The sequence below is a fragment of the Hahella chejuensis KCTC 2396 genome (genome assembly GCF_000012985.1).
GTDB lineage: Bacteria > Pseudomonadota > Gammaproteobacteria > Pseudomonadales > Oleiphilaceae > Hahella > Hahella chejuensis.
Map to the genome: position 1 here is coordinate 4,926,808 of NC_007645.1, position 23,191 is coordinate 4,949,998.

The 23,191-nt window shown below is 55.0% G+C and carries 21 protein-coding genes; 7 read left to right on the forward strand and 14 right to left on the reverse strand.

Translation table 11 applies throughout. The annotated features are described in order from the left end of the window. The first annotated feature begins 33 nt into the window (after positions 1–33). Positions 34–336, forward strand: coding sequence for a hypothetical protein (locus tag HCH_RS21480; protein WP_011398547.1), 303 nt, complete (start codon positions 34–36; stop codon positions 334–336). 63 nt (positions 337–399) lie between these two features. Beyond that, the gene (locus HCH_RS21485; protein ID WP_011398548.1) at positions 400–615 is read left to right on the forward strand and encodes a dodecin; all 216 of its coding nucleotides are present in this window, start codon (positions 400–402) and stop codon (positions 613–615) included. A gap of 95 nt (positions 616–710) precedes the next feature. Here HCH_RS21485 and HCH_RS21490 read toward each other — a convergent pair whose 3' ends face one another. From HCH_RS21490 to HCH_RS21510, 5 genes are all read right to left on the reverse strand, one after another. Then, positions 711–1,184 (reverse strand): VOC family protein, encoded by a 474-nt coding sequence (locus tag HCH_RS21490; protein WP_011398549.1) that lies wholly within the window; start codon positions 1,182–1,184, stop codon positions 711–713. A gap of 186 nt (positions 1,185–1,370) precedes the next feature. Then, positions 1,371–4,019 (reverse strand): family 20 glycosylhydrolase, encoded by a 2,649-nt coding sequence (locus tag HCH_RS21495; RefSeq protein WP_011398550.1) that lies wholly within the window; start codon positions 4,017–4,019, stop codon positions 1,371–1,373. Between the two features lie 211 nt (positions 4,020–4,230). Beyond that, entirely contained in the window at positions 4,231–5,958 is a 1,728-nt protein-coding gene (locus tag HCH_RS32645; protein ID WP_011398551.1) for an RICIN domain-containing protein, read from the reverse strand. A gap of 447 nt (positions 5,959–6,405) precedes the next feature. Then, positions 6,406–8,430 carry a glycosyl hydrolase family 18 protein gene (locus HCH_RS35045; RefSeq protein ID WP_011398552.1) on the reverse strand — a complete coding sequence of 675 codons (2,025 nt, stop codon included), beginning with the start codon at positions 8,428–8,430 and terminating at the stop codon, positions 6,406–6,408. A gap of 882 nt (positions 8,431–9,312) precedes the next feature. Continuing rightward, positions 9,313–9,945 (reverse strand): hypothetical protein, encoded by a 633-nt coding sequence (locus HCH_RS21510; protein WP_011398554.1) that lies wholly within the window; start codon positions 9,943–9,945, stop codon positions 9,313–9,315. Between the two features lie 395 nt (positions 9,946–10,340). Here HCH_RS21510 and HCH_RS21515 point away from each other — a divergent pair, with 395 nt between their 5' ends. After that, entirely contained in the window at positions 10,341–11,375 is a 1,035-nt protein-coding gene (locus tag HCH_RS21515) for a LacI family DNA-binding transcriptional regulator (RefSeq protein ID WP_011398555.1), read from the forward strand. Between the two features lie 103 nt (positions 11,376–11,478). Here the strand turns inward: HCH_RS21515 and HCH_RS21520 are convergent, their stop codons facing one another. The 7 genes from HCH_RS21520 to HCH_RS21550 form a co-directional block, all read right to left on the reverse strand. After that, positions 11,479–11,679 (reverse strand): DUF2788 domain-containing protein, encoded by a 201-nt coding sequence (locus HCH_RS21520; RefSeq protein WP_011398557.1) that lies wholly within the window; start codon positions 11,677–11,679, stop codon positions 11,479–11,481. Between the two features lie 112 nt (positions 11,680–11,791). Then, complete coding sequence (locus tag HCH_RS21525; protein WP_011398558.1) at positions 11,792–12,553, reverse strand: SGNH/GDSL hydrolase family protein; 762 nt, start codon at positions 12,551–12,553, stop codon at positions 11,792–11,794. Beyond that, positions 12,550–12,915, reverse strand: coding sequence for a hypothetical protein (locus HCH_RS21530; RefSeq protein WP_011398559.1), 366 nt, complete (start codon positions 12,913–12,915; stop codon positions 12,550–12,552). Before HCH_RS21530 ends, HCH_RS21525 begins: the two co-directional genes overlap by 4 nt. A gap of 206 nt (positions 12,916–13,121) precedes the next feature. Continuing rightward, positions 13,122–13,892 (reverse strand): peroxide stress protein YaaA, encoded by a 771-nt coding sequence (gene yaaA / locus HCH_RS21535; protein ID WP_011398561.1) that lies wholly within the window; start codon positions 13,890–13,892, stop codon positions 13,122–13,124. A 2-nt stretch (positions 13,893–13,894) separates the two neighbouring features. Then, complete coding sequence (locus HCH_RS21540) at positions 13,895–14,158, reverse strand: glutaredoxin family protein (RefSeq protein ID WP_011398562.1); 264 nt, start codon at positions 14,156–14,158, stop codon at positions 13,895–13,897. Between the two features lie 129 nt (positions 14,159–14,287). Further along, positions 14,288–16,240, reverse strand: coding sequence for an acetate--CoA ligase (gene acs / locus HCH_RS21545; protein ID WP_011398563.1), 1,953 nt, complete (start codon positions 16,238–16,240; stop codon positions 14,288–14,290). Positions 16,241–16,391: 151 nt separating this feature from the next. Further along, on the reverse strand, positions 16,392–17,300 hold the full coding sequence (locus HCH_RS21550) for a LysR family transcriptional regulator (protein WP_083769809.1): 909 nt from the start codon (positions 17,298–17,300) through the stop codon (positions 16,392–16,394). A 127-nt stretch (positions 17,301–17,427) separates the two neighbouring features. On the opposite strand from HCH_RS21550, the gene HCH_RS21555 reads away from it, so the two are divergent. Further along, positions 17,428–17,865 carry a DoxX family protein gene (locus HCH_RS21555; protein ID WP_011398565.1) on the forward strand — a complete coding sequence of 146 codons (438 nt, stop codon included), beginning with the start codon at positions 17,428–17,430 and terminating at the stop codon, positions 17,863–17,865. Positions 17,866–17,992: 127 nt separating this feature from the next. Beyond that, positions 17,993–18,760, forward strand: coding sequence for a DODA-type extradiol aromatic ring-opening family dioxygenase (locus tag HCH_RS21560; RefSeq protein ID WP_011398566.1), 768 nt, complete (start codon positions 17,993–17,995; stop codon positions 18,758–18,760). A gap of 46 nt (positions 18,761–18,806) precedes the next feature. Here the strand turns inward: HCH_RS21560 and trhA are convergent, their stop codons facing one another. After that, positions 18,807–19,451, reverse strand: coding sequence for a PAQR family membrane homeostasis protein TrhA (trhA, locus tag HCH_RS21565; protein WP_011398567.1), 645 nt, complete (start codon positions 19,449–19,451; stop codon positions 18,807–18,809). 193 nt (positions 19,452–19,644) lie between these two features. Beyond that, positions 19,645–21,267, reverse strand: a complete 1,623-nt coding sequence (locus tag HCH_RS21570) for a methyl-accepting chemotaxis protein (RefSeq protein WP_041598854.1) — start codon at positions 21,265–21,267, stop codon at positions 19,645–19,647. 312 nt (positions 21,268–21,579) lie between these two features. Between HCH_RS21570 and HCH_RS21575 the strand changes: the two genes are divergently transcribed. Beyond that, on the forward strand, positions 21,580–22,374 hold the full coding sequence (locus tag HCH_RS21575) for a substrate-binding periplasmic protein (RefSeq protein WP_041599830.1): 795 nt from the start codon (positions 21,580–21,582) through the stop codon (positions 22,372–22,374). Between the two features lie 52 nt (positions 22,375–22,426). Next, positions 22,427–23,191, forward strand: a complete 765-nt coding sequence (locus HCH_RS21580; RefSeq protein ID WP_011398570.1) for a substrate-binding periplasmic protein — start codon at positions 22,427–22,429, stop codon at positions 23,189–23,191.

Consider the following 23,191-nt stretch of genomic DNA (forward strand, 5'->3'; position numbering starts at 1 on the left):
CTTGCAGCCCACAACATCAAAGGGTTCAGAATTATGAGCAACGTTAAATACAAAGTGGACGGCGTGGAAGTCAGTGTGGAAGAGTTTCGCCAGGATGAAGACAGAAGCGCAGCGGAAGACTTTCTGGTCAACGCCTACCAGGAAACCCTGGGCGACATGGTCTGCTCCGAGCATGGCGAAAAAACCGGCTATGAGCTGAATTACGAATCTGCGAGCGGACAATGCAAAATCCGCACGGAAGCCTGCTGCGAGAACTTCGACCGCGACCTAAACATGGCGCTGATGATGAAGATGTCCGAACAGGCGGAAGCAAGCCGTTCCGACGAAGACATTTAAGCCAGGGCATTTCTTGCTACACTGACGAGGGAGCGTCCGTCAAAGAAACAAAGGAGAGTTCACATGTCAGATCATCATACCTACAAGAAAGTGGAAGTTGTCGGTTCATCCAAGAACAGCATCGATGAAGCCATTCAAAACGCCATACGAGAGTGCTCCCGCACCATTAATCATCTTGAATGGTTTGAAGTCACGGAAACCCGCGGCCATATCGTCAACGGCGAAGTCGGCCATTTTCAGGTCTGCCTGAAAGTCGGCTTCCGGGTCGAGAACAGCTAGTACTTTGCGCTACCCACTTTATTGATCAGGGCCCTCAGGGGCCCGTCAGCGCCGAAATCCATCGCGCAGGAGTTCCGGCGAACCAGCAGAGCGAATCAGCTTTGGCTTTCCATAAATTTCTTCGCCCGTTCCATCAGCTCTTGCTCACTGAAGTCTTCAACATGGGTGGCGATATGCCAGACATGACCAAAAGGGTCTTCCAGGCTACCGCTGCGGTCGCCGTAAAATTTATCCTCTATCTGAGTACGCACTTTGGCGCCGGCGGCTAATGCCTTGGCGAAGGTGGCGTCGACATCGGGAACGTACAACATCAGACTGACCGGGCTGCCTCCAAGTGTCTGAGGGCTGAGGCACTGCATGTCGGGGAATTCATCGGCCAGCATGATGCGGGAGTCGCCGATCTGTATTTCCGCGTGTCCGATGGAGCCGTTGGGACCATTGATGCGGAGAGTTTCTTCCGCGCCGAAAGCGCGTTTGTAAAACGCCAGAGCGTCGGCCGCTCCTTTGATAATGAGATAGGGTGTGACGGAATGAAAACCGTCTGGAATGGGTTTCACTTGCTTGCTCATAGGACCTCCGTGGCAGGGTTGTTTCTTATCCGAATACCGCGCCCTATTCGTACGCCTACTGCAGCCTGTTATTGATCCGGAACAGACATTGTCCGCCTGAATAAAAGCCCGCGCAAGTGAGAAAAAGACACCCCGGAGTTCCCAGCAAAAACTCCGGAGTGTAGGTCAAGAGTTACCAATCCGCGGCTAGTTCAGTTCAACTGTGCGGCTGGCGCGACCCGAAGGGGTAAAAGTTTTGAGTTTAACGCCGCCGCTGACGGCCACAGGTCCGTCATACAGTGGCGATTCGGTAGTCGGCTCGGAACCGTCCAGGGTGTAACGGATCTCCAGACCGGGGAAGGACAGGTTCGCTTCCAGCATGCCGTCAGCCACCCTGGCGCCAGGAGGCGGCACGCGGAAGTCATAGCCGCCGTTCCAGCTGTCCAGACGCTTCAGATCATAGGCGCCCACGCGCGCGGCGAATCCGCTCCAGGCCTGGTTAAGACCACTCAGACGCTGCGCCTGATCCGCCTCATTCGCCCAATCCGGTTGCGGCGACCAGGCTCTCTCCGCCAGGCCCAGCAATTTAGGCAGCGCCAGATAGAACAGGTCCGATTCCGTCTTCACGTTCTCGCTCCACAGTTCGCCCTGTACGCCGAGAATCATGTCCTGCTTATCCGCCGCCAGACGGGTGCGGTCATTCCACATATCATCCGTCAGCGGGTTGCCCATACGGTCCACCCACGCGGCTTTGAATACATCCATCGGCGTAAATTCATACACGCGACGGGTGTCCACAAAGCCAGCCCAGTAATAGCCGGGTTCTTCCGGGGCTTTTTGATAGGCCAGATCGAAATACAGGTTGGTGGCGTTGGCCAGCACAACAGGATAACCGGCGTTAGCCAGTTTGTAGGCGTTGTCCTCCGTGCCCCAGCCCCACACGTTGTTCCAGACGTATGGAATCATGATGCCGCCGACAAAGTGCGGATTGACGACTTTGCCGCCGTCTTCGTGCATAAACGCCAACTCTTCCCAGCCGGCGATCTTGGTCCCATGCGCAGCGACGATGCCGGTCACCGTAGCGTTAAAGAAGCGATTCAGCGTTTCCACTTCGTCCGCACTCAGCTCCTCAGAACCGAACATGCGGGTACAGGCAGGAGATTTCTTCCAGACTCCGGCTGGAACTTCATCCGCCCCCACGTGGAAAGCAGGCATGCGCAAACCGGCCTGACGATACATCCGCGACACTTCGCCGACCACTTTGTCAATGAAGAAATAGGTGGTTGGCATACAGGGGTTGATCACGTTGTCTTTCCAGCCCTGCACGGACTTGTATTCCGATTTATCCTCCGGATCGCTCAACAGAAAGTTGCGTCCCTGATAGGGTTTGCCCGCCTCAGCGAAGTGCTTGGCGCGAGCCTCCATGGACTTGATCGCCGCCCTGGCGTGTCCGGGCAGATCGAATTCCGGCACTACTTCGATATGGCGCTCGGCGGCGTAGCGCAGCAGCTCAATATACTGCCGACGAGAGAAATAGCCGGAGCCATTATTGCTGTCAGCAAAAGGCCCTGAGCCAAATGACGGAACCAGATTATCCAGTTCGTTCTCAGAATGTCCCCGCTTACCCCCGACGGAAGTCAGTTCAGGCAGGCCGGGAATTTCCAGACGCCAGCCTTCATCATCGGAAAGGTGCAGATGCAGCTTGTTCAGCTTATACAGCGCCATCACGTCGATGAGCTTTTTGACGCTTTCAGGCTGACTGAAATGTCGCGCCACATCCAAATGCATGCCCCGGTAGGAAAAACGCGGCGCATCAGAAATCTCCACTACCGGTAAACGCACCGGCAGCCCGCCCCCCTGATAGGTATCCAATGGAATCAGGCCCAGCAGCGATTGCACGCCATAAAACATACCCGTGGGAGAATCCGCGGCGATGCGAACACCGGAAGCGGCGCTGGTGCTCAACTGATAGCTCTCATCGGAACCCGCGCGCCCTGAGTTTTGGGCGCCTTGCAAACAAATAGCGTTAGCCGCGTCTGCGCAACGGCGCACCACTTCCACCGGTACGCCCAGCGCCTGCAGTTGGCTTTGCAGATAGCGACCTTCGCGCATGAAGCGACGATCGAAATAAAGTTTGAACGGCTCCGCCACCGTCAGGCTTTCCGCCTCATTCACGGTCATGGAGGCCGGCGTAGGCAGCAGAGCCGGGCCGGTCTGCGCCGCAGCCAGATATTGACGGTTGCGTTCAAAGCGCACTTCCGCAGTGTCCAGCGGCATATTGTCGCCATCAAAGCGTTGCGTTTGCTCCGGCGTGGTTTGCGCGCCCAGCGTCACGTCAGTGATCGCCTCCACGCTTTGGCCGCCGGCGCCGTCGTTCTTAACGATATAGAAGCCAGCTGGGGCGTCGGATTTACTGATCGCCCAGAAGCTGGCCTTAAGTTGAATCTTGAGGGACTCTCCCGCTTTCAGGCCAGTGAAGCCCGCCGCCGGAGTAAGCTTGAAAAAGTCGCCGTTGATGTGCTCGACATTGAATTGATCCGAAGGCGTCACCGCCAATACGTCGCGTACAAAGTTGAAATAGATGGTCCACCCGGACGCTTCCAGGTCCGCGGCGCCGCGGTTATGAATGGTCAAGTCCGCCAGAAAGCTGTTATAGCTGTCCTGCAGATTGTCCGTCACTTGCCAGGTCACCCCCAATTCGGACACCGTCTGCGCCGACTGTCGCGCATCGAAGCCAGTGGGCGCCGCAGCGGCATGCAGAGTTTCCGCCATGGCGTTTTGCGCCTGCATTGCGGCCAGCATGGCCACACACAGAGATAAACGCTTCAGGCGGGTTTGATTTCCTCGGTATGTCATAAGAACGTTCTCCTTTATATGCCCTGGGAGGCGTTGCGTTGTTACACATTGTTGTTATCTATTCAGTGCCGAACGCTGTGCCGACCAACCCTAACTGCAAACAGGCGGGCCGCGGTTTTAGCCCCGCCGGCGACCGAAGCCGCGGCGGAGGCTTTCTTGTTGTTAACGAGATACTGTCTTAATCGGTCCATACTGAGGAAAGTCGTTTTCCTCAGTTTTTGCGGTACACCCTCACGTAATCCACTTCCATCGACTGGGGGAACACGGTTGATCCATCCGGATTGCCCGGCCAGTTACCGCCCACGGCAAGGTTCAGAATCATATGGAAGCGTTGGTTATAGGGCGCGGGATAAGGCGCCGCCGTGGAGTACCAGCTGTTTTGCGTCTGATAATGGACGCCGTCGATATACCAGCGAATTTCATTTTCCTCCCACTCCAGCGCGTAGGTGTGGAACTGATCCACCACGCTGGAGGAAGGCGCCATGTGATCGCCGGTGTGGGTATTGTTGGGCCACTCGCCGCCATAATGCAGCGTGCCGTAGATATTATTGCCGCCGGCCCCTTTCAGGTTGACCGCCTCCATGATGTCGATCTCGCCGCTGGCCGCCCAGCCGCCATAGACCCAGTCCGTCGGCAACATCCAGATGGCCGGCCACATGCCTTGTCCCCATGGCAGCTTGGCGCGGATTTCAAAACGGCCGTATTTCCAGTCGCCTTTGTTGAGCGTGCGTAGACGGGCGGAGGTGTAATCACGGGTCCCTTCGGGTCCGGTGTAGCGCTCTTTCAGCGCCTGAATGTGCAACTTGCCGCCAGACACCCAAGAGTTTTGCTGACGCGCCGTGTAGTACTGCAGCTCGTTATTGCCGCCGCCATTGCCGTTAACTTCATGTTCCCACTTGCCCGTGTCGATGCTGTCGCCATTGAACTCATCCCGCCATACCAGCGTCCAGCCTGGCGGATCGGTAGGGTCTGTGGGACCATCGCCTTTGGCGAAGTTGATGTAATTCAGGTTAACGCCATCAGTCAGGAAAGCGACTTCCAACTGATGCGCGCCCGCCGACAGGTTTGCATTGAAGCCGATGTCCGCCCAGTTTTGCCAGCCGCCCGTGTTGGGCACGGCAAGCGCGCCGCTCACGTCAGCCCCATCCAGTTTCACCGCCAACTGCTTGCCGGCATAAATGGAAGCGACCCTTAAGGTGACTTTATAGTCGCCGGATTCGGCGGCGTTCAGGTTATAGCGCAGGTATTCGCCAGGGGCCGTCCAGCCGACATTGAAGCCGCCGTCCTGATCCGCCGTCGCTTCGATATCCACATCATCCTGACGGTAGCCGCCGCCAGTATTGCCTGCCGTGGTGTCGGAGAATGCACTGTAATCTTCGGCTTCTATCTTGCCTGGAATGGACGCTCCAGGAGGTGTGGGTCCGCCATCGGTCAAAAGATAAAAGCGCTGATGATCGCCGCTGTTCCAGTCCCATTGCTGCAACCTGACCCCCGGCTCAACGCTGGCTTCTTCAATATCCAGGGATTTGCCGCTGCCGCTGTTGATGATGCGAAATTCATTATTGCCGAGATCTTCAAATTTGAAGCGCTGCGCCCCGGAGCCGTTATCCGGCCACTGCTGTAGCCCTGCCCCGTTTGCAGTGGAGGCGGATTCCACATCCATCGCCAGACCACTGTGCATGGCCAGCAAACGGTAATTACCGCCGCCTGCAGGCGTAATTTTCCAGCGCTGATTATTGCCGTCGTGGCACTGCCATTGGACGATGCGCGCCGCCTGCTCGGGGGACCCGCTCCATACATCCAGGCATAAACCGCTTTTTTTGGATTTAATCTGATAGACCCCTTCCGGGACCTCCGCATTGGCGACGAAACTGCCGCAACCCGCGACGACGATGGACGCCGTCATTAGCGCGGAAACCGGCCAGTGTTTCTTGTTCATCGAGTTCTCCTTATTTATTGGTTTTTTGAATGGAGAAACCAGAGCACTTTTTCGGATAGACGCTTCAGCTCTTCCAAAAGGAAAAATGCGCTGACTTACCACTCTTTTGCATGAAAGCGTTTTCATTTTTCACTCGATGGACAAAGGCAGTCAATGCCGGGTTAGCGTTTATCCGAAAAAATGTTGATTACCGCACGCGATCTCATCGCTGTCCTTTGGAAACCGGATGGGGGCTTAGCCCATCCGGTTTAGCGTTACGGCTACTACTTGATCTAAGTCAGTGATGATTTAGCTACAACCTTCACTGCTTGTTAAAACCATCCGTGGTTAAAACTGTCTCTAGTTAAAATCGTCACTAGTCAAAACAGTCATTAGTAGAAACCGTCGTTAGTAAAAACCGTCATTGGTAAAAAAAGGGGGTAGTGCCGATTCTACCCCCAACAAGGGCTACTGTTGCGGATGTCCCAAACCTTCATGAACGGCGTTGAGGATATTTCCGTTATCCGCATCGACTTCCCAGGTGAATATGCCGGCGAGACCTTTGTCGCGCACATATTCGCCTTTGGCTTTGACCGAGCGGGCGTTATCGTAGGTGATCAACGAGCCATTAGAGAAGTTCCACAAGAATGGCGCTTGCGCCTTTTCATCGTAGAAATACTTGTAGCCGTCGATGCCCTGACCGTTGGCGCCGCCCAGGAACTTCTGCTCAATGGCGCGGTAATCCAATACGCCGTCTTCCCAGGTGCCAGCATGCTTACCGCCGCCGGTTCCCGCGAATGGGTCGGTTTCCGTTCCACCCGTGACGCCTTTCCAGCCGCGGCCGTACATGGCTGCGCCCAACACCAGTTTGTTGGCGGGCACGCCAGCGCTCATCAGGTTATTGATAGTGGCGTCGGAGCTGAAGCCTTCGTGGATCTCATGATCGCCTGCATACAGGCCAGTCTGATGACCCAGTTGATCGTTCCAGCCGCCGTAGTAGTCGTACGTCATAGCGAAGACGTAATCCATGTACTGCACCGCAGTGGAGTAGTTCACGGAGTCAATCTTGCTTGGCGCGGCCCCTACCGCCGAAGTTAACTGGTATTCTCTGCCGGTTTCCGCTTCCAGCGTATCCAGCGCTGCGCGCAGGTCACGCATCAGCTCCGCGTAGCCGTCGCGGTCCTGAGGCGAGCCCAGCCCCGTGTTGGCTCCACCACCGCCAGGGTATTCCCAGTCGATATCAACGCCGTCAAAGAACTTGTAGGTCTTCAGGAAGTCGACCACCGAGTCGACGAACACCGCGCGCTTCTGCGCGTCGTTGGCGAAGTAGAAGAATGGATCAGACAAAGTCCAGCCGCCAATAGAGGGCAGGATTGTGATGTCAGGGTTGGTTTTCTTCAGACGTCTCAACTGACCGAAGTTACCGCGCATGGGGTCATCCCACTTGTCGCCGGGATAGCTCTTCTCGAGCGCCGCGAAACGGTCGTGGATGGTGACTGTGTAGTCAGCCTGGTCGCTACACTCGTTCATCAAAACGGAGTGGCCTTGCGGGTTGGCCTGACGCAAAGATTCATTCGGTCCGCACACGGCGATAAACGCGTAAAGCAAATGAGTCAGGTTCTGCGCGGGTATTTTCTCGACCGGGAAGTTGCGGCCGTAGACGCCCCACTCTACAAAGTATGTGCCGACGACACTGCCTGTAGTGTTCTGATAGGGCTTGTTGTTCTCCATCAATGGCTTCGGCCAGCCAGTGGTGTCGATCGGATCATCGGAGCCATTGTCGCCGCCGTCTCCATTATCTCCGCCATCGCCATTGTCACCGCCGTCGTCGCCTCCGTTATCCCCGCCATCGCCAGGGCAGCCGGACGCATCCACCAATTCCCATGGCCCCCATTCGCTGGCGCCGGGCTCATCGCCTTGCGTCCACCATTTAGCCTTGTAAACAGCGCCTTTGTGGAAGACTTCCTTACCTTGGGTATAAACGGTGGCGGAGTTCCAGGCGGGCGCACTGGCGTCGCAATCATCGCCGCCGTTGTTGTTGCCGCCGCCGGTGTCATCGCCTCCAGTGTCTCCACCGCTATCACCACCAGTGTCGCCTCCGTTATCACCGCCAGAGTCACCGCCAGTATCTCCGCCGCTATCGCCACCATTGTCACCGCCGGTGTCGCCCCCATTATCGCCGCCAGAGTCACCGCCGTTATCTCCACCGGTGTCGCCACCGCCATCACAATGATCCGGCTCTTCGTAACGCCACAATGAACCGACCGCCGGCGTCCAGCCAGCGCCCAGATGAGCAGTGTGGTTTACTAAAGCGGAGTAAATGCCGGAGTTATAAGTGACATACTGACCGGCGGAGTAATTTCCGCCATCCCGCCAGGCGCCGGACACCTGGGTGCATTCAACGCCCCAGGAGGCCTGGGATGCGGCGATGAGGCCCGCACAGAGCGCGGTCTTCATAAAGCCGGATTTGCTGTGTTTTTTGTCCATATACATAGGATCGTCCTAAGGTTATCGATTCGTTATTAGAAGTAGGAAAAGTCCGTTCGCCATCTTAACGATCACAATCGGCGCAACTCCGGCGCAGGCTTCATCTATGAAGCCTCATCAACCAGAGCTTTTCTCCCGTTCGCCCATCAGCCGACGCTACACAATCCATCACTGAACGAAAGCGCTTTCATAACGCAATCCAACCCGGACTTATACAGTCGCCCCTTTTTCGGAACCTCTTTTAAATTTTCCTTTTTCTCTCCGAAAATCAGGTCGCATTGCCCTATGTATTCCTCACAATATCCGTAAGCGGCAAATCACAAAAAAGCGCAAGGAAATGCTTTCATATACCAGATAATACCTATTTGAGACTTTCAGTCAATTTAAAAATACCATTTAGATACCATAAAAATGATAACTAGTTCCTATCTTCTCGTATGGTAGTTTTTTGGTATTTAAATTGCTTAACTGTTGTCTTCTGTTTTTTCTAACAGGTATGCATGCGACGTACTAAGGCGCATACCAGTGTAGGGATTCCCCCTGGCAAGACAATCCGCCCAAGAGCCTAGTCAATTTGTGTGAACAATTGCATAGCGTGACAATGCTTTAGATTTCAATCATTCGGCGTTAGTGTCCCTATCACGCCGAAAGTTGCAGGCTGAAGATCACCAAGTCTATCTGGGAGAAAAAGTGGTCTTATTGGTCAACAAAAATGGTATTGAAGAACCAAGACCAGCCTTGAATTGGACTTATAGTCGAGTTGAGGCAGGAGAAGAGAAGAGAAGAGAAGAGAAAAATATAAACACTGGCGGACAGCCCCTATATAAAAGAAAAGCCTCCGGCCTTGCGGCGGGAGGCTTACTCACACGAGAACTGGCTTGCAGCTAATTAGAACAGTGCGACCACGTTAAAGCCAATGTGGTTACCGCTGAACTCTTTCTTGGCGCCCTCGATAGAATCAAAGCGATAGCCATTCACATTCACAGAGTCGACCTCATACTTTTCCGCCACGCCACGCACGTTCAGTATGACATTGGATGAAATGAAGTATCCGGCTTCAACAACAAAACCAATGCTGGGGTCCAACTCAGCCGTCAACTTGCTCCCACCACCCTCTATCTCGACTTCCGGGCTGGCAATGTAGCGTACGCCAGCGCCAAAGCGCCATTTATCCACGCCAGTGTAATAAACAACGGCTTCGATAGGCATACGGTCAAAGGTAGCATCAGCATTCTTAGCGTCAGCATAGTCAAATTGATAGTTTAGGGTAACTTGCGCTGCAACCGGCTGGGAAGCTGATTGCCAGTATGCGCCCAGCCCCATATTAAACAGGCCGCCAGCACGGATATCGTCGAGACCGCCTACATCATCAACCTGAACCAACTCGTCGCCGCCAAAAGTCATACCGCCAGTCAAAGCAAAATACAGGCTGCGGGAGTCTTGAATTTCTTCCGCTTGAACAGACATACAGGAAACTGACAGGGCTGCGACAGCCAGCGCATTAACAACAAAAGACTTCATGAAAATATTACCTTGATGGGATCAACCCAAAACTACAAAGGAACCTCCCCGAAAATAGGGAGAACAACAAAAGGGAGGCGCATTATATTCAGCCTTATAAAAAAGTGAACACTCGTTAACAATTTTCCCACAATACAAGTCTATCTGCATAAATCGACCCACCTATTCTCCTTTTACGTAAAAATACCTAATTTTTACCGCAAAATTAGTAGACATAAATTTCCAGCCAATTAGACTCCCTATGCCACCATGTCGCGCTGCACCCCTTGCGCGGCAGGACCCTCTGTTTATCCGTATGCCCTCACGAGGGGCCGAACCGGACTCATCAACATACAAGGAAGTGGAATGTTTATTAAAACCTGCCGGACGACGGCGACGAATAACAAGGAGCAACAGTGAAGAAATTGACCTTGAAAGATGTGGCGTCGGAGCTGGGTGTATCAACCGCGACCATATCCAACGCTTATAATCGGCCGGACCAACTATCGGCCAAGCTGAGGAGCCATATCCTCAAAGAATGTTTGCGACTGGGCTATAACGGCCCTAACGCCACAGCCGCCAGCCTGCGTCGCGGCACCAGCGGCATTATTGGCGTCATGGTGGCGGATCGGCTGCATTTTAACTTTACTGATCCAGTCGCCAGTCAGTTTCTACAAGGCGTCGCCGAGGTATTCGACAGCAATGGCGTCAACATGTTCCTGCTGCCTACCCGCGCGGATTATTACAAGCACCGCTCCATTGAGTCCGTACCCGACGCATTTATTATGTACGGCCGCCCCAATGACGAAAGCATCGTAGAGCGCATTCTCCAGCAACAGAAAACGCTGATTACCGTCGACTTTGACCTCGGCGAGAGCCATGCCTCCATCAATGTGGATAATTTCAGCGGCGCTCGCGAAAGCGCGGAGCACGCCTTCAGGCGTTCAGACGGCGAAGCGGCCATAATCGGTTTGCGACTGCTTAACATAAATGAAGTGCGGCGTGTTAAAGACGCCGAAATGTTTAGCGATGAGATATCGATTTCAAGGCGCCGCCTCAACGGCTATCTGGCGGCGGCCGAAGCCATGGACCGGAGTATCCGGCCGGATATGATCTGGCACACTCCCGACAGCAATTTCCAGAACGGCTATCAGGCTGCCCGCGAAGCCTTGTCCGCCAGCCCGCGTCCCCGCATTCTGCTGTGTATGAGCGACCGCCTCGCTCTGGCTGCGATTCAGGCCAGCCTGGACCTGGGCTTCAAAGTCCCGGACGACGTTAAAATCGTTGGGTTCGACGATATCCCGGACGCCGCTCACTGGCGCCCCAGCCTGACCACCGTCCACCAGCCCAGCGTCGCCAAAGGCCGTTTGGCCGCACAGGCGGTTCTGAAAGGCGACACCAGCAACAACCGATTGCTGACAGCGCAACTGGTGGTGCGCGAGTCCTGCTGACCCATCCCGCTTGCGCTATCCTCTCTTTCAGACAGATTATCAGGCCATTAAAAAAGCCGCCGCGGATCTCTCCGGGGCGGCTTTTTTGAAAATGTCAGCCTGACTATACGTTCAACACTTCAACCAGAACGGTTTTGATTACAAAACCCAGTACACCCAGTCCCAAAGCAGTGAACAAGATAAAAGTGCCGAATTTGCCTGCTTTGGAGCGCTTGGCCAAATCATAAATGATGAAGGCCATAAAGCCGACCAACACCGAAATTAAAATCACCAGGCTCAGGTTTTCAAACTGCTCAACGGACATAAGTTTCTCCTCCCAAATTCGGGGCCCATTATACGCAGCAAGGTTAATAAGTAAACAGACAAAGAACCGGGCCGCCTAAAGCTTAATGTTATATAGCCCACCACCTAATTTGTTATTGCAACCGCCCCTGCAGGCTCTTCCAAAGGAGATCCGCAACCACTTTATGGCCGGCGGGTGTGAAGTGTCCTTCATTTGGATGATACCAATCCCCCCCACCCTGCTGCGCCTGCGCACTCAGCTCCGCCGCCACGTCCAGAACCGGTACGCCCATCGCTTCAAACCTCTGCTTCAGAGCCCCGCGAACAAACTCCTGATAGTAAGCCGGCAATGAACGGGTCTGAGCGATATAAGAGCGCCCCGGCAGCAAGGCGACCATGAATGCGTCATCGCCTTCGCCGACGTTTTCCGCTTCTTTGCGCATGGCGCTGACCAACGCCTGCATGAGCTGTAAATCCGGTTCAAACTTTTCAGCGAAATGGGAGCGGTATTGCTCAGGATCATCCACCAAGGCCAATATCCGCTGGCCTATATGCAAGGCGCGTAAACTGCTTTTCCAGCCGGCTTCAGGTAGGCCTCGGGTCATCTCGCTGGTGAAGGTGTAAGGATAGGCCGCAGGCTTCGGGGCTTGCGGTACCGGCGTATTATTCAGCTCAAGCTCACCGTTGTTCAAAGAGTAAAATGGCTTACCGTATATCGCCTGCAATGGGTACGCCAGACGGTTGTCCAACAGATCATTGCCAAGATACACCACCAATAATGTCTTGGTGGGTTTGAATTTGCTCACCAAGTCCCGGTACAGCAGCAATTGTTGGTCGGTACTATAGCCAGGCGTTCCAAAATTGGCGAAACGCCACTCCGGGCTGCGCTCGTTCACAGATCCGTAAAGGTCTCTCCGTCATTAACCCCCAGCCCGAAGGCAAAGCTATCGCCCACCACCGCCACTTTTTTATCCGCCGACAAAGTAGACACGGGCGTGCGCAGCCCCAGAGGGTTAGTCTGATACTGCACCTTGAAGTCCTGGTGCTCGTGAATTCCGCTCCAGCTTCGCGCCAGCCGCCAGCCTAGTTGAGCGTCGTATTGCAGGAGTCCCGGTTCCATTTTTTCACTGCCGGCGGCCTGTTTTGACAGGTAGCCCAGAGCGAACTCGACGCCAGTCAGCCCCACCGCGACGGCGATTATCACGGAGATCAGGGTAAAGAGTATTTCTCGTTTAGGTTTGCTGGTGTTTGCACTCACGTGGATCAACCCATGTCATTATTAATATGGCAATGATATTAGCATGTTAATACTCAGGCGCATGGATGCGCCTGCGCGGCGGCCAGCCGCGGGAGACAGGGCCTGACATGTGCGGGCCCTGTCGTTGCAGACAAATAGAAGGAAGCTATTTATCTGCCTGGTTAATAAGTATCGTTATTTCCCAGGCGACGCCCCGAACGCCTTGCTCAGTGATCCCGGGTAAACGCCCACTGCGCGCCGTCGGAGAGCGCCGGATTATAGCTATAGCCGTCCGTATCAAAGTTTTTGATCTCTTCCGGGCGCTGTAATCGGTTTTGCAGTATGTAGCGGGTCATCATTCCCCGCGCCTTTTTCGCCCAGAAACTGACGACTTTATACTTACCGCCTTTCATATCCAGGAACATCGGCGTAATTACCGGCACGGCCAGTTTCTTCTCATTCACCGCCTTGTAGTATTCGTTAGAGGCGAGGTTAATCAGCACATCCGCCCCCGTCTCCCGCACTTCTTCGTTGAGCGACTGCGTCAGGGTATCGCCCCAGAAACGATACAGGTTTGCGCCTTTAGCATTTTGCAGACGGGTTCCCATCTCCAAGCGATAAGGCTGCATCAGATCCAAGGGACGCAAAACGCCATACAGGCCGGACAGTATGCGCAGCTGTCGCTGGGCAGCGCTTATGGCGTCCTGCTCCAGGCTGTAGGCGTCGAGCCCGGTGTACACATCCCCCTTGAAAGCGAACAGCGCTTGTCTGGCGTTGTCTTCATTGAACGGCAGCGACCAGGATTGATAGCGGTTGGCGTTCAGCGTCGCCAATTCATCGCTGACGCCCATCAGTTCGCTCAGACGCCAGGGCTCTTTTTGCTTGAGGATATCCACCAGCTCGGCGCTCTGCGGAAGAAATCTCGGCTGTGTATTCTCAGTAGTGGGTACGGGGGTTTCGTAATCCAGCGTTTTGGCTGGAGACACAACAATCAGCATCTTTACCTCAGGTTCTGATTCAGAAAATTCACAAACGCCTGATGATCAAACGGCCAGGCCAATTCGGCCTGGGTCTCCGCGCAGGCGAGCACCGGAATACGTTCAGCGTAGGCCGTCATCAGATCATCGCTATCGCTGATATCGACCTTTGCAAGGGTAATAAAGTTCAATGCGTCAGGATTGGCTTCCAGCACATCGTTGATCACTTCTTCCGCCAGATCGCATAAATGGCAGCCCAGAGTTCCGTACAGCTTGAAAGTGCGCATAGGCGATTGTTCCGGTGGACAGTTCAACAAAAACAGGCGGCTATTCTAGCCCGGATTATCCGGCGGTAACAAAAAAAGCCCCTCGCGCCTGACGGCGGAGGGGCTGTGTTGTCATATCAGACGCCAGGATCAGGCTCTGACGCGATTACTGATCAGATCGTCCACAACCGAGGGGTCCGCCAGTGTGGAGGTATCCCCCAGGGAATCCGTCTCGTCCGCAGCAATCTTACGCAGAATGCGACGCATGATTTTACCGGAGCGGGTCTTCGGCAGGCCTGGCGAGAACTGAATCACGTCCGGCGTCGCAATGGGACCAATTTCCTTGCGCACCATCTGCTTCAACTCATCCAGCAAGGTATCGGAAGGCTCGAAGCCTACGCCCAGGGTGACATAGGCGTATATGCCCTGCCCTTTGACGTCGTGAGGGAAGCCCACTACGGCGGCTTCGGAGACCGCATCATGTTCCACCAGCGCACTTTCCACTTCAGCGGTGCCTAGTCGGTGACCGGAAACGTTCAGTACGTCGTCCACCCGCCCCGTGATCCAGTAGTAACCGTCTTCGTCGCGACGGGCGCCGTCTCCGGTGAAATACATACCGGGATAGCTGGAGAAATAGGTCTGCACAAAGCGCTGATGATCGCCGTACACCGTGCGCATCTGTCCTGGCCAGCTGTCCAGCAGCACCAGGTTGCCGGACACGGCGCCGTCCAATAGCGCGCCTTCGTTATCCACCAGCGCAGGCTTGACGCCAAAGAACGGCAGCGTGGCGGAGCCCGGTTTCAACGCGGTGGCGCCCGGCAGCGGCGTGATCAGAATGCCGCCGGTCTCGGTTTGCCACCAGGTATCGACGATGGGGCAACGTTTTTCTCCGACCACATCGTAATACCAATCCCAGGCTTCTGGATTGATCGGCTCGCCGACAGTACCGAGCAGTTTCAGTGTTTTACGGGAACTTTTGACGACAGGGTCGTCCCCCAGACGCATGAGCGCGCGAATCGCGGTTGGCGCAGTATAGAAAATATTAACGTTGTGCTTATCCACCACTTGCCAGCAGCGTGAGGCGTCAGGATAGTTCGGCACGCCTTCAAACATCAGCGTGACGGCGCCATTCGCCAACGGTCCGTACACGATGTAGCTGTGACCGGTGATCCAGCCCACGTCCGCGGTGCACCAGTAGATATCGCCGTCTTTATAGTCAAACACGTACTGGTGCGTCATGGAGGCGTAAACCATGTAGCCGCCGGTGGTGTGCAGCACGCCTTTAGGCTTGCCGGTGGAGCCGGAGGTATAAAGGATGAACAGCGGATCTTCCGCCGACATTTCTTCCGGCGGGCAGTCCGTTGACGCATTGGCGACGGCGTCGTGATACCAGACGTCGCGACCTTCGCTCCAGTTCACCGCATTGCCGGTGCGTTTGACCACCAGCACTTTATCCACTTCCGCGCCTTTGCCGGCGGTGATTTCCGCGGCGGCGTCGACATTCTTCTTCAATGGCACAATGCGTCCGCCGCGCACGCCCTCATCCGCCGTGATGACAAAGCGCGACTTGCAGTCCTCAATGCGTCCGGCCAGCGCTTCCGGCGAAAAACCGCCGAACACCACTGAGTGCGGCGCGCCAATCCGGGCGCAGGCCAGCATCGCCATGGCGGCTTCAGGAATCATCGGCATGTAGATGGTGACTACGTCGCCTTTTTTGACTCCCATGTCCTTGAGTGCGTTGGACAGTTTGCAAACCTTGTCGTAGAGCTCTTGATAAGTGATTTTGGCGTCATCGGCGGGGTCATCGCCTTCCCAGATGATGGCGGTCTGCTGCGCGCGTTGCGGCAGGTGGCGATCAAGACAGTTATAACAGGCGTTCAATGTACCGTCGTGGAACCAGCGGATGTGCAGGTTCTGCTGTGAGTAGTCGACGTCTTTAACTTGGCTGTAAGGCTTGATCCAGTCGATTCGCGTTCCATGCTGCCTCCAGAAACCTTCCGGGTCCTCGATGGACTCCTGATACATGCGCAAGTAGGTCTCTTTGTCGGCCCATGCGTTTTTTGCAATATCGGCCGGCGCAGGATGGGTTTCGTGTGTACTCATAAACTCCCTCTATCTTGGTTTGCGATCTTTGTTATCTAATTGTGTGATCCTGGTTAACAGTTATTTTTTTCGGCATTTTTTATTCAAGTCGTCACATAGATAAAACTACGTACGACCATTGTATAAGCAAAGTTCGCCCTTGAACGGGCATTCATACTAAGGGAGGAGTCGGTGGATTGGTACCGAAATAAACTTTCGCCTCCTCCACGAACAATCTCACCCGCGCGGACAGGTGTCTGCGATGGGGATAAACCGCATAAACGGCGGACGCCTCCGGCCAGTATTCCTGCAGCACCGGGCGCAACTCCCCGGACGCCAGCTCATCGCCGATGACGAACGCAGGCAGTCGCGCCAGTCCCATACCGGCAAGCGCGAGTTCCTTCGCCGCCCTCGCGCTGTTGACGCTGACGCGCTTGCGCATAGGCTGGCGGGTAACGCCGCCCTCCCGGGGAACAGGCCAATAGTCGCCGCCGCTGTAATTACTGTCGAATATCACACAATGCTCCGCGAGATCGTCAGGAGACTGCGGTGCTTTCCGGCGCTCCAGATAGGCCGCGCCAGCGCACCAGACGATGGGGATATCGGCCAGCTTCTGCGCCACCAGACTGCTGTCTTGCAGATAACCAATACGCACAGCGAGATCCACCTGCTCTTCCAATAAATCCACGTAGCGATCCGCCAGACGCACATCAAGAGTGAGGCCGGGATATTTTTCCAACATGAGCGCCACCAGCGGCATGAGATGGATTTCCGCAAACGATGCCGGCGCGGCGATCCGTAGCAGTCCTTCCGGCTCGCCATGCTCATCCCGCACCCTCGCTTCGATATCGTCCAATTCACGTAATAAGGGCGAGACTCGCAAATAGTAGGCCTCACCAGTGGGCGTCAGCCTGACTTTACGGGTGGTGCGATGAAACAGTCTCGCGCCGAGCCGGTCTTCCAATTGCCCAACATACTTACTCACCAACACCTTGGAAAGGTTCAACTTTCTGCCAGCGGCGGAAAATCCGCCTTCCTGCACCACCGCGCAAAAAGCCCTCATGGAAGTCACGGTATCCATATCAGAAACTCGACCATTGTTAATATATCGTTAACAGTGTTACCACAATACGATCAATTGTTAACCATTAAAAGAAGAATCATACTGTTCACAACTTAACCCAATAAACATTTTCGGAGTAACAGTCATGATTATTACCTCTACCGCCCCCTACGCTGCTTTGTTGTTGCGCCTGTCTCTAGGTGTGATGTTCCTCGCTCACGGTCTGTTGAAACTACTGGTGTTCACTCCCGCCGGGACCGCCGGATTTTTCGGCTCACTGGGCCTTCCCGGCTGGTTCGCCTACCTCGCCATCATGGCCGAGCTGGGCGGCGGAGCCTTACTCATCGCAGGCTATCGCACGCAATGGGTGGCGCTGGCGTTGACGCCGATTCTGCTGGGGTCCATCGTTTTCGTGCACGGAGCCAATGGCTGGGCCTTCAGCGCCGAGGGCGGCGGTTGGGAATATCCCGCTTTTCTGCTGGCTGCGTCCCTGGCGCAGGCGCTTTTGGGCGACGGCGCTTTCGCCATCCGTGATCTGGTTAAGGGCAAATCCGGGCCTCGCGCCGCGTTGAGCCAGTCTTGATCGCAAAAAAGTCCATTCATACGGTTTATTAATCAGGCTCTCCGCCGAGCAGGCGCATCCATGCGCCAGATATCAACATGTCAATATCATTGCCACATTAATAATACAACTCACTCAGGAGATCACGATGCAAGCGCCATCCTGGTTTATTTCTCACGGTTCGCCGGACCTGGTCACTCACGCCAAAGCGCCCGCCCACCAGTTTCTGCGCGGGCTGGGTTCAAGCATGGCGGGACTGCGCGGCGTCGTGGCGATCTCGCCCCACTGGCGCACGGAAGCGCTGACGGTGAACGTCACTGCGCCGGCGCGCATTCAATATGATTTTTATGGATTTCCCGAGGCGCTTTACGCCTATCAGTGGACGCCTGCCAGCAGCGATAAACTGAACGATCAGGTTTTAGCGACATTGGCCCCGCTGTCGCCCCAAGCCGCAGCAACACTGCCGCTGGATCATGGCGTTTGGGCGCCACTGAGCCTGATGGACCCACAAGGGAGCATTCCCGTTGTCGCCCTTAGTCTGCCGCGACGCTTCTCGCCGCGACAGCTGTTCGAACTCGGCGCCGCGCTGGCGCCCTTAAGGGAAAACGGAATCGCCGTAATGGGGTCCGGTTCCGTCACTCATAATCTGCGTGAAATCGGACCCAATGAAGCGGAAGAACCCAAGTGGGCTCGCGAGTTTGTCGCCTGGATGGAGGAAAAGCTGGCGCAGAACGACTGGGAGGCGCTATTCGAATACCGACGCTCAGCGCCGCACGCCCTGCGGGCCCACCCCACCGACGAGCATCTGGCGCCGCTTTTCATCGCCGCCGGAGCAGGCCAGGGGAAGTTTGCGCACAGGCTGCACGCGTCCTACACCTATCAGTCTCTGCATATGGGAAGCTATGAATTCGTTTGACGCGGTTTGAAGCGAAAGTATGGCGCAGCCCCGGCTGCGCCATACTTTACAGTACGCCGTTATAGACGGCTATGTAGTGACAGGTGCTGCCGCCAAGGACAAACAGATGCCAGATCGAATGGGCATAGGGAAAACGATCCCACACGTAAAAGAACACCCCGATGGTGTACGCCAGCCCGCCAGCGATGATCATGGCGAATGCGTTACTGGACAAACTCTCCATCAACTCTGGCGTCGCCACAATACCGACCCAGCCCATGACCAGATAATTAAACAGGTGAATGGTCTTGAAGCGTCCGTGGAAGCAAAGCTTGCAGACAATGCCCACCAACGCCAGTCCCCACACCACGCCAAACATGCTCCAGCCCAGCGCACCGCGCAGATTAACCAGCAAAAATGGCGTATAGGTGCCGGCGATGAGCAAATAAATAGCGCAATGATCAAACAGATTTAAAAAGAATTTGGCCCGTGGATGCTGTACGCCGTGGTACAGCGTGGACGCCAGCAGCAACAGAAACAGCGCGCCGCCATATATGGACACGCCCACGATCTTCCAGGGATCTTCCTGCAGACTGGCGAAGACGATCAACAGCGTCACTGCTGAAACGCTTACCACGGCTCCAATGCCATGAGTCAACGCGTTTACGATCTCTTCGCCCAGGGTTTGCTGCCGCCTATTTTTCGTTGACATGTTCGTCTCCCCTAGTTGACGTCACATATTGGCATGGAGCGGCGGGGAATAAAACTTAACTTTCGGATGACCGGCTTCACGCGCGAGCTGATACCTATCGTCGCATCGTATTATGGCGCCAGCCTGCCATAACCAAATGAACGGCGTTTGATATTTTTATGACCGTTTACCGACTTGCGCTCTTGCGTTTGCTTCAGGCGACATTTTTATAAAATTCACAGCATTCTTTCACATAGCGCGCGGAGGATTGACTCAGGTCGATGAAGTGCACGCCGTAGCGGTAGCGCCCCTGGCTTTCCGTTTTCCGCCACACCACCTTGGCGTTAACAGCCACCGGCTGCTGCTGATCGTAACGGTTCTGATCCCGACTCGGCAGACGGATCGACAACACCAGCCTGTCTCCCACGTCATAGTATTCTTTCACCACCAGATTCATTCCGGTCTCGCTGACGTCCTGACTCAGCCCTTCACTGCCGCCGCCGTCTGATTCAATACGCACCAGCAGCGTTCCTTCCACTCGCGGCGCCGCTCTTCTTTCCGAGTCCTTGGTTTTAACATCTGCGACTTTCTGCCGCCGGAAGTCCAGCCCGGACAATTCGTGGTCAAGCCGCTGGGTCAATCCAAACAACGAATCGCTGATATTGGCGGTATTGCCGATCTTGGCGCTGTTTTCCCGCAAGGTTTCAAATAGACAGGCCAAGGTCGTCTCCAGCGCGGAAAACTGATTCAGCTGGGTCTCCACATTGCTGAATATTTCTTCCGAACTGCCGACAAAGCCTTTCACATGCACTTCCAGATCGCTGATGATGCCCCGGGTGCGCTCCGCCTTGCCACGATTGGACTGCACTTCATCCACCAATCGCGACATGGTGTTGCAACTGGTCGTCACGTTCTGATCCAGTTCGTTAATAATGCGAGAGACCTCTTCCGCTGACTCGGCGGTTCTGTGGGACAACGCCCGTACTTCATCCGCCACCACCGCGAAGCCGCGCCCCTGTTCTCCCGCCCGCGCCGCCTCAATAGCCGCATTGAGCGCCAGCAGGTTGGTCTGATCGGCGATCTCCAGAATATCTTTCAAGGCGGTAACGATTGTGCCCACTGAGGACTGCAGGCTGGACACCTGGCTGGCGGCGTTGCGAATCTCTCCCGCCAAGCGCACCAGCAAGTCCAATACTTCCTGCACCAGAGCGATGCCTTCCGTGCTGCTTTGCTCGGATTTGACCGCCTCATGCCGATTGGTCTGAGCGATTTCCATCACCTTCTCGGATATCCGATGCAGACTTTCCGTGGCGTCATTCACCTCTTCCGAGCGCGTCGCCTCCGCGTGGCTGATACGCTCGATCTCCCGGGCGACGGCGGCGATCTGATAAGCAGACTGTCCCATGTGCACAGAACAGTCATTGACGCTGGCGATAACCCGGTTCAACGTCGCCAGCATCTGGTTGCACTGACGGCCTAACTGACCGATTTCGTCTTCACTGGTGATTTCCACTTCAATGGTGAAGTCGCCTTTTTCTACAGACTTCAGCGACTTTGTCAGCGACAGGATCGGGCGCACGAAATAGTTGCCCAGAACAAAAATGACGGCGAACTGAACCAAAAACTGCAGACCGGACTCCCAGATCGCATTGACCATGAACGAGCGATACTCTTCCTGCATGGCGGCGATGGTTTCCGCCGCTACCTGGCGACTTTCCGCCAGATCGATCAGCGCCTGCAACTCCACGGCGGCGAGAGTGCGGTTGTAAATAATCGTCACCACCGCCACCGCAAAAAAAGCAATTTGAATCTTCCAGCGAATACTCAGGTTTGACACCTTAGTCACCCTTTTCCCGTCTTCAATGAAGCAATAGTTCTATACAAGTGAAGACGAAAAACGCCCAACGGGCAAAAAAACGTGGCGGTTAAACGTCGTCGCAATCGCTTATTCTCGGGCTTACTCGGCTGGAGCGATGTCGGAAAAGCCTAGTGTTCAGCCGTCACAATAGTTGAAAGTCTGCGAGTCATCTGACTAGCCGCCGCACCATTTTCTCCGCCATTACCTTCATCCATCTGGATTAACCCTGTTTGAAAAACACTCAACGCTGATCTATATCTTCTAATAAACCGCCTCCAGCATATGGGCAATATGAAAGCACTCAGCATCATCGCCTTTCTTCTCCTGCTGGCCGGGTATACGAGGGCTGACGCACAAAGCATAGTCCTGCTAATGGACGAGTCGTATCCGCCATACAGCTATTCCGAAAACCGTGAAGCCAAGGGCATCTATGTCGACTTCATTAGAGAAGCGATGCGGTCAATTCCTGACTATAAAGTCAGCTTTAAGCCGCTTCCCTGGAAAAGGGCGCTTAATCTGGTGGAAACCGGACGGGCGTTCGCCGTATTCCCCCCCTACTACCGCCCCGTCAGTCGCAGCTGGATGGATTATTCCGTGCCGCTATTTAAGGAAACAGTGGTTCTCTTCACTCCCCCTGAACTGCTGGAGCGCCTTAAACCTACACGCTGGCCGGAGGACTATAAAGGACTGCGCATTGGTTTGCAGTTGGGATTCGCCACGCTGTCGCCGCAACAGAAGGAACTATTCGTCATTTCCGAGTCGCCCAACATTCTGACTAACCTGAAGCAAATTGCGCTGAACCGTATAGACGGCCACCCCAATGACTATTTATCAGTAGTGTGGACGCTGGAGCACAACCGTAAAGACCCGGCTCTGGTCAACCTGGAAATCACCCCCGCAGCGATTATCAATGAGGAGGTCGCCTACCTCGCCTTTTCCAATATCCATCCAGAACAGTGGACGTATCGGGAGGACTTCATCGCCAAAATGAATCAGTCCCTGGCGCGTATGAGGGATAAGAACCGGCTGCAGCAGATCGTCGACAAATGGACCCGGGACGTGAACGCGCCAGCCGCCGGTTATTGAGGTTTCCCGATGCTCGCTTTTCACTCATGACAACCACTGAAGAGGAGTCCGTATGAAAAGAATCATTCTATTCGCCGCCCTGATGTTAGGATTCGTGGGGTTCGCCGCCGCACAGTCCGTCACTCTGCTGATGGATGAAGCCTATCCGCCTTATAGCTACGCGGAAGGCGGCAAGCCCAAAGGAATATATGCGGACATCATCATGGAGGCGGCCAAGCTGACTCCGGACTACACAATCACGCTCAAACCCCTCCCCTGGAAACGCGCGCTGGCGCAAATGGAAAGCGGCGAAGAGTTTGCGCTGTTTCCTCCCTACTACCGCCCGGAAGACCGCCCCTGGATGGATTACTCCATCCCTTTGCTGACAGAGACCGTGGCGATGTTCGTCACTCAGGACATGGCCAGTAAAAAGCAGTTGAGCAAGTGGCCGGATGACTTCAAAGGCATACGGGTTGGATTGCAAAGCGGCTTCGCCACCTTATCCGATGAAGAGAAAGCCATGTTTAATATGAGTCAGGCGTCCGACATTCTCGCCAACCTGAAAAAAATGGCGGCGGGGCGCATAGACGGCCACCCCAATGACAAGCTGTCGGTGATGTGGACATTGGAAAACAATCGCTCCGACCCCACCCTCAAAGACCTCAAAATTGAAGCCGCCGCCGTAATCAGTGAAGAGGTCGCTTACCTGGCGTTCTCGAACACCAGGAACCAGAGCTTTCCTTATCGAGAAGACTTCATTTCCAAAATGAAAGCAGCGGTTGAGCAATTAAAGCAAAGCGGTAAACTGCAGGAAATCGTCGACGGCTGGACCAAGTAG

What these genes read in the sequence shown, in the direction of transcription:
- HCH_RS21485 (WP_011398548.1), top strand. Translation starts at nt 400, where the DNA reads ATGTCAGATCATCATACCTACAAGAAAGTGGAAGTTGTCGGTTCATCC.
- HCH_RS21490 (WP_011398549.1), bottom strand. Translation starts at nt 1,184, where the DNA reads ATGAGCAAGCAAGTGAAACCCATTCCAGACGGTTTTCATTCCGTCACA.
- HCH_RS21580 (WP_011398570.1), top strand. Translation starts at nt 22,427, where the DNA reads ATGAAAAGAATCATTCTATTCGCCGCCCTGATGTTAGGATTCGTGGGG.
- HCH_RS21495 (WP_011398550.1), bottom strand. Translation starts at nt 4,019, where the DNA reads ATGACATACCGAGGAAATCAAACCCGCCTGAAGCGTTTATCTCTGTGT.
- HCH_RS21480 (WP_011398547.1), top strand. Translation starts at nt 34, where the DNA reads ATGAGCAACGTTAAATACAAAGTGGACGGCGTGGAAGTCAGTGTGGAA.
- HCH_RS21510 (WP_011398554.1), bottom strand. Translation starts at nt 9,945, where the DNA reads ATGAAGTCTTTTGTTGTTAATGCGCTGGCTGTCGCAGCCCTGTCAGTT.
- HCH_RS21540 (WP_011398562.1), bottom strand. Translation starts at nt 14,158, where the DNA reads ATGCGCACTTTCAAGCTGTACGGAACTCTGGGCTGCCATTTATGCGAT.
- acs (WP_011398563.1), bottom strand. Translation starts at nt 16,240, where the DNA reads ATGAGTACACACGAAACCCATCCTGCGCCGGCCGATATTGCAAAAAAC.
- HCH_RS35045 (WP_011398552.1), bottom strand. Translation starts at nt 8,430, where the DNA reads ATGTATATGGACAAAAAACACAGCAAATCCGGCTTTATGAAGACCGCG.
- HCH_RS21575 (WP_041599830.1), top strand. Translation starts at nt 21,580, where the DNA reads ATGAAAGCACTCAGCATCATCGCCTTTCTTCTCCTGCTGGCCGGGTAT.
- HCH_RS21555 (WP_011398565.1), top strand. Translation starts at nt 17,428, where the DNA reads ATGATTATTACCTCTACCGCCCCCTACGCTGCTTTGTTGTTGCGCCTG.
- HCH_RS32645 (WP_011398551.1), bottom strand. Translation starts at nt 5,958, where the DNA reads ATGAACAAGAAACACTGGCCGGTTTCCGCGCTAATGACGGCGTCCATC.
- HCH_RS21520 (WP_011398557.1), bottom strand. Translation starts at nt 11,679, where the DNA reads ATGTCCGTTGAGCAGTTTGAAAACCTGAGCCTGGTGATTTTAATTTCG.
- yaaA (WP_011398561.1), bottom strand. Translation starts at nt 13,892, where the DNA reads ATGCTGATTGTTGTGTCTCCAGCCAAAACGCTGGATTACGAAACCCCC.
- trhA (WP_011398567.1), bottom strand. Translation starts at nt 19,451, where the DNA reads ATGTCAACGAAAAATAGGCGGCAGCAAACCCTGGGCGAAGAGATCGTA.
- HCH_RS21560 (WP_011398566.1), top strand. Translation starts at nt 17,993, where the DNA reads ATGCAAGCGCCATCCTGGTTTATTTCTCACGGTTCGCCGGACCTGGTC.
- HCH_RS21550 (WP_083769809.1), bottom strand. Translation starts at nt 17,300, where the DNA reads ATGGATACCGTGACTTCCATGAGGGCTTTTTGCGCGGTGGTGCAGGAA.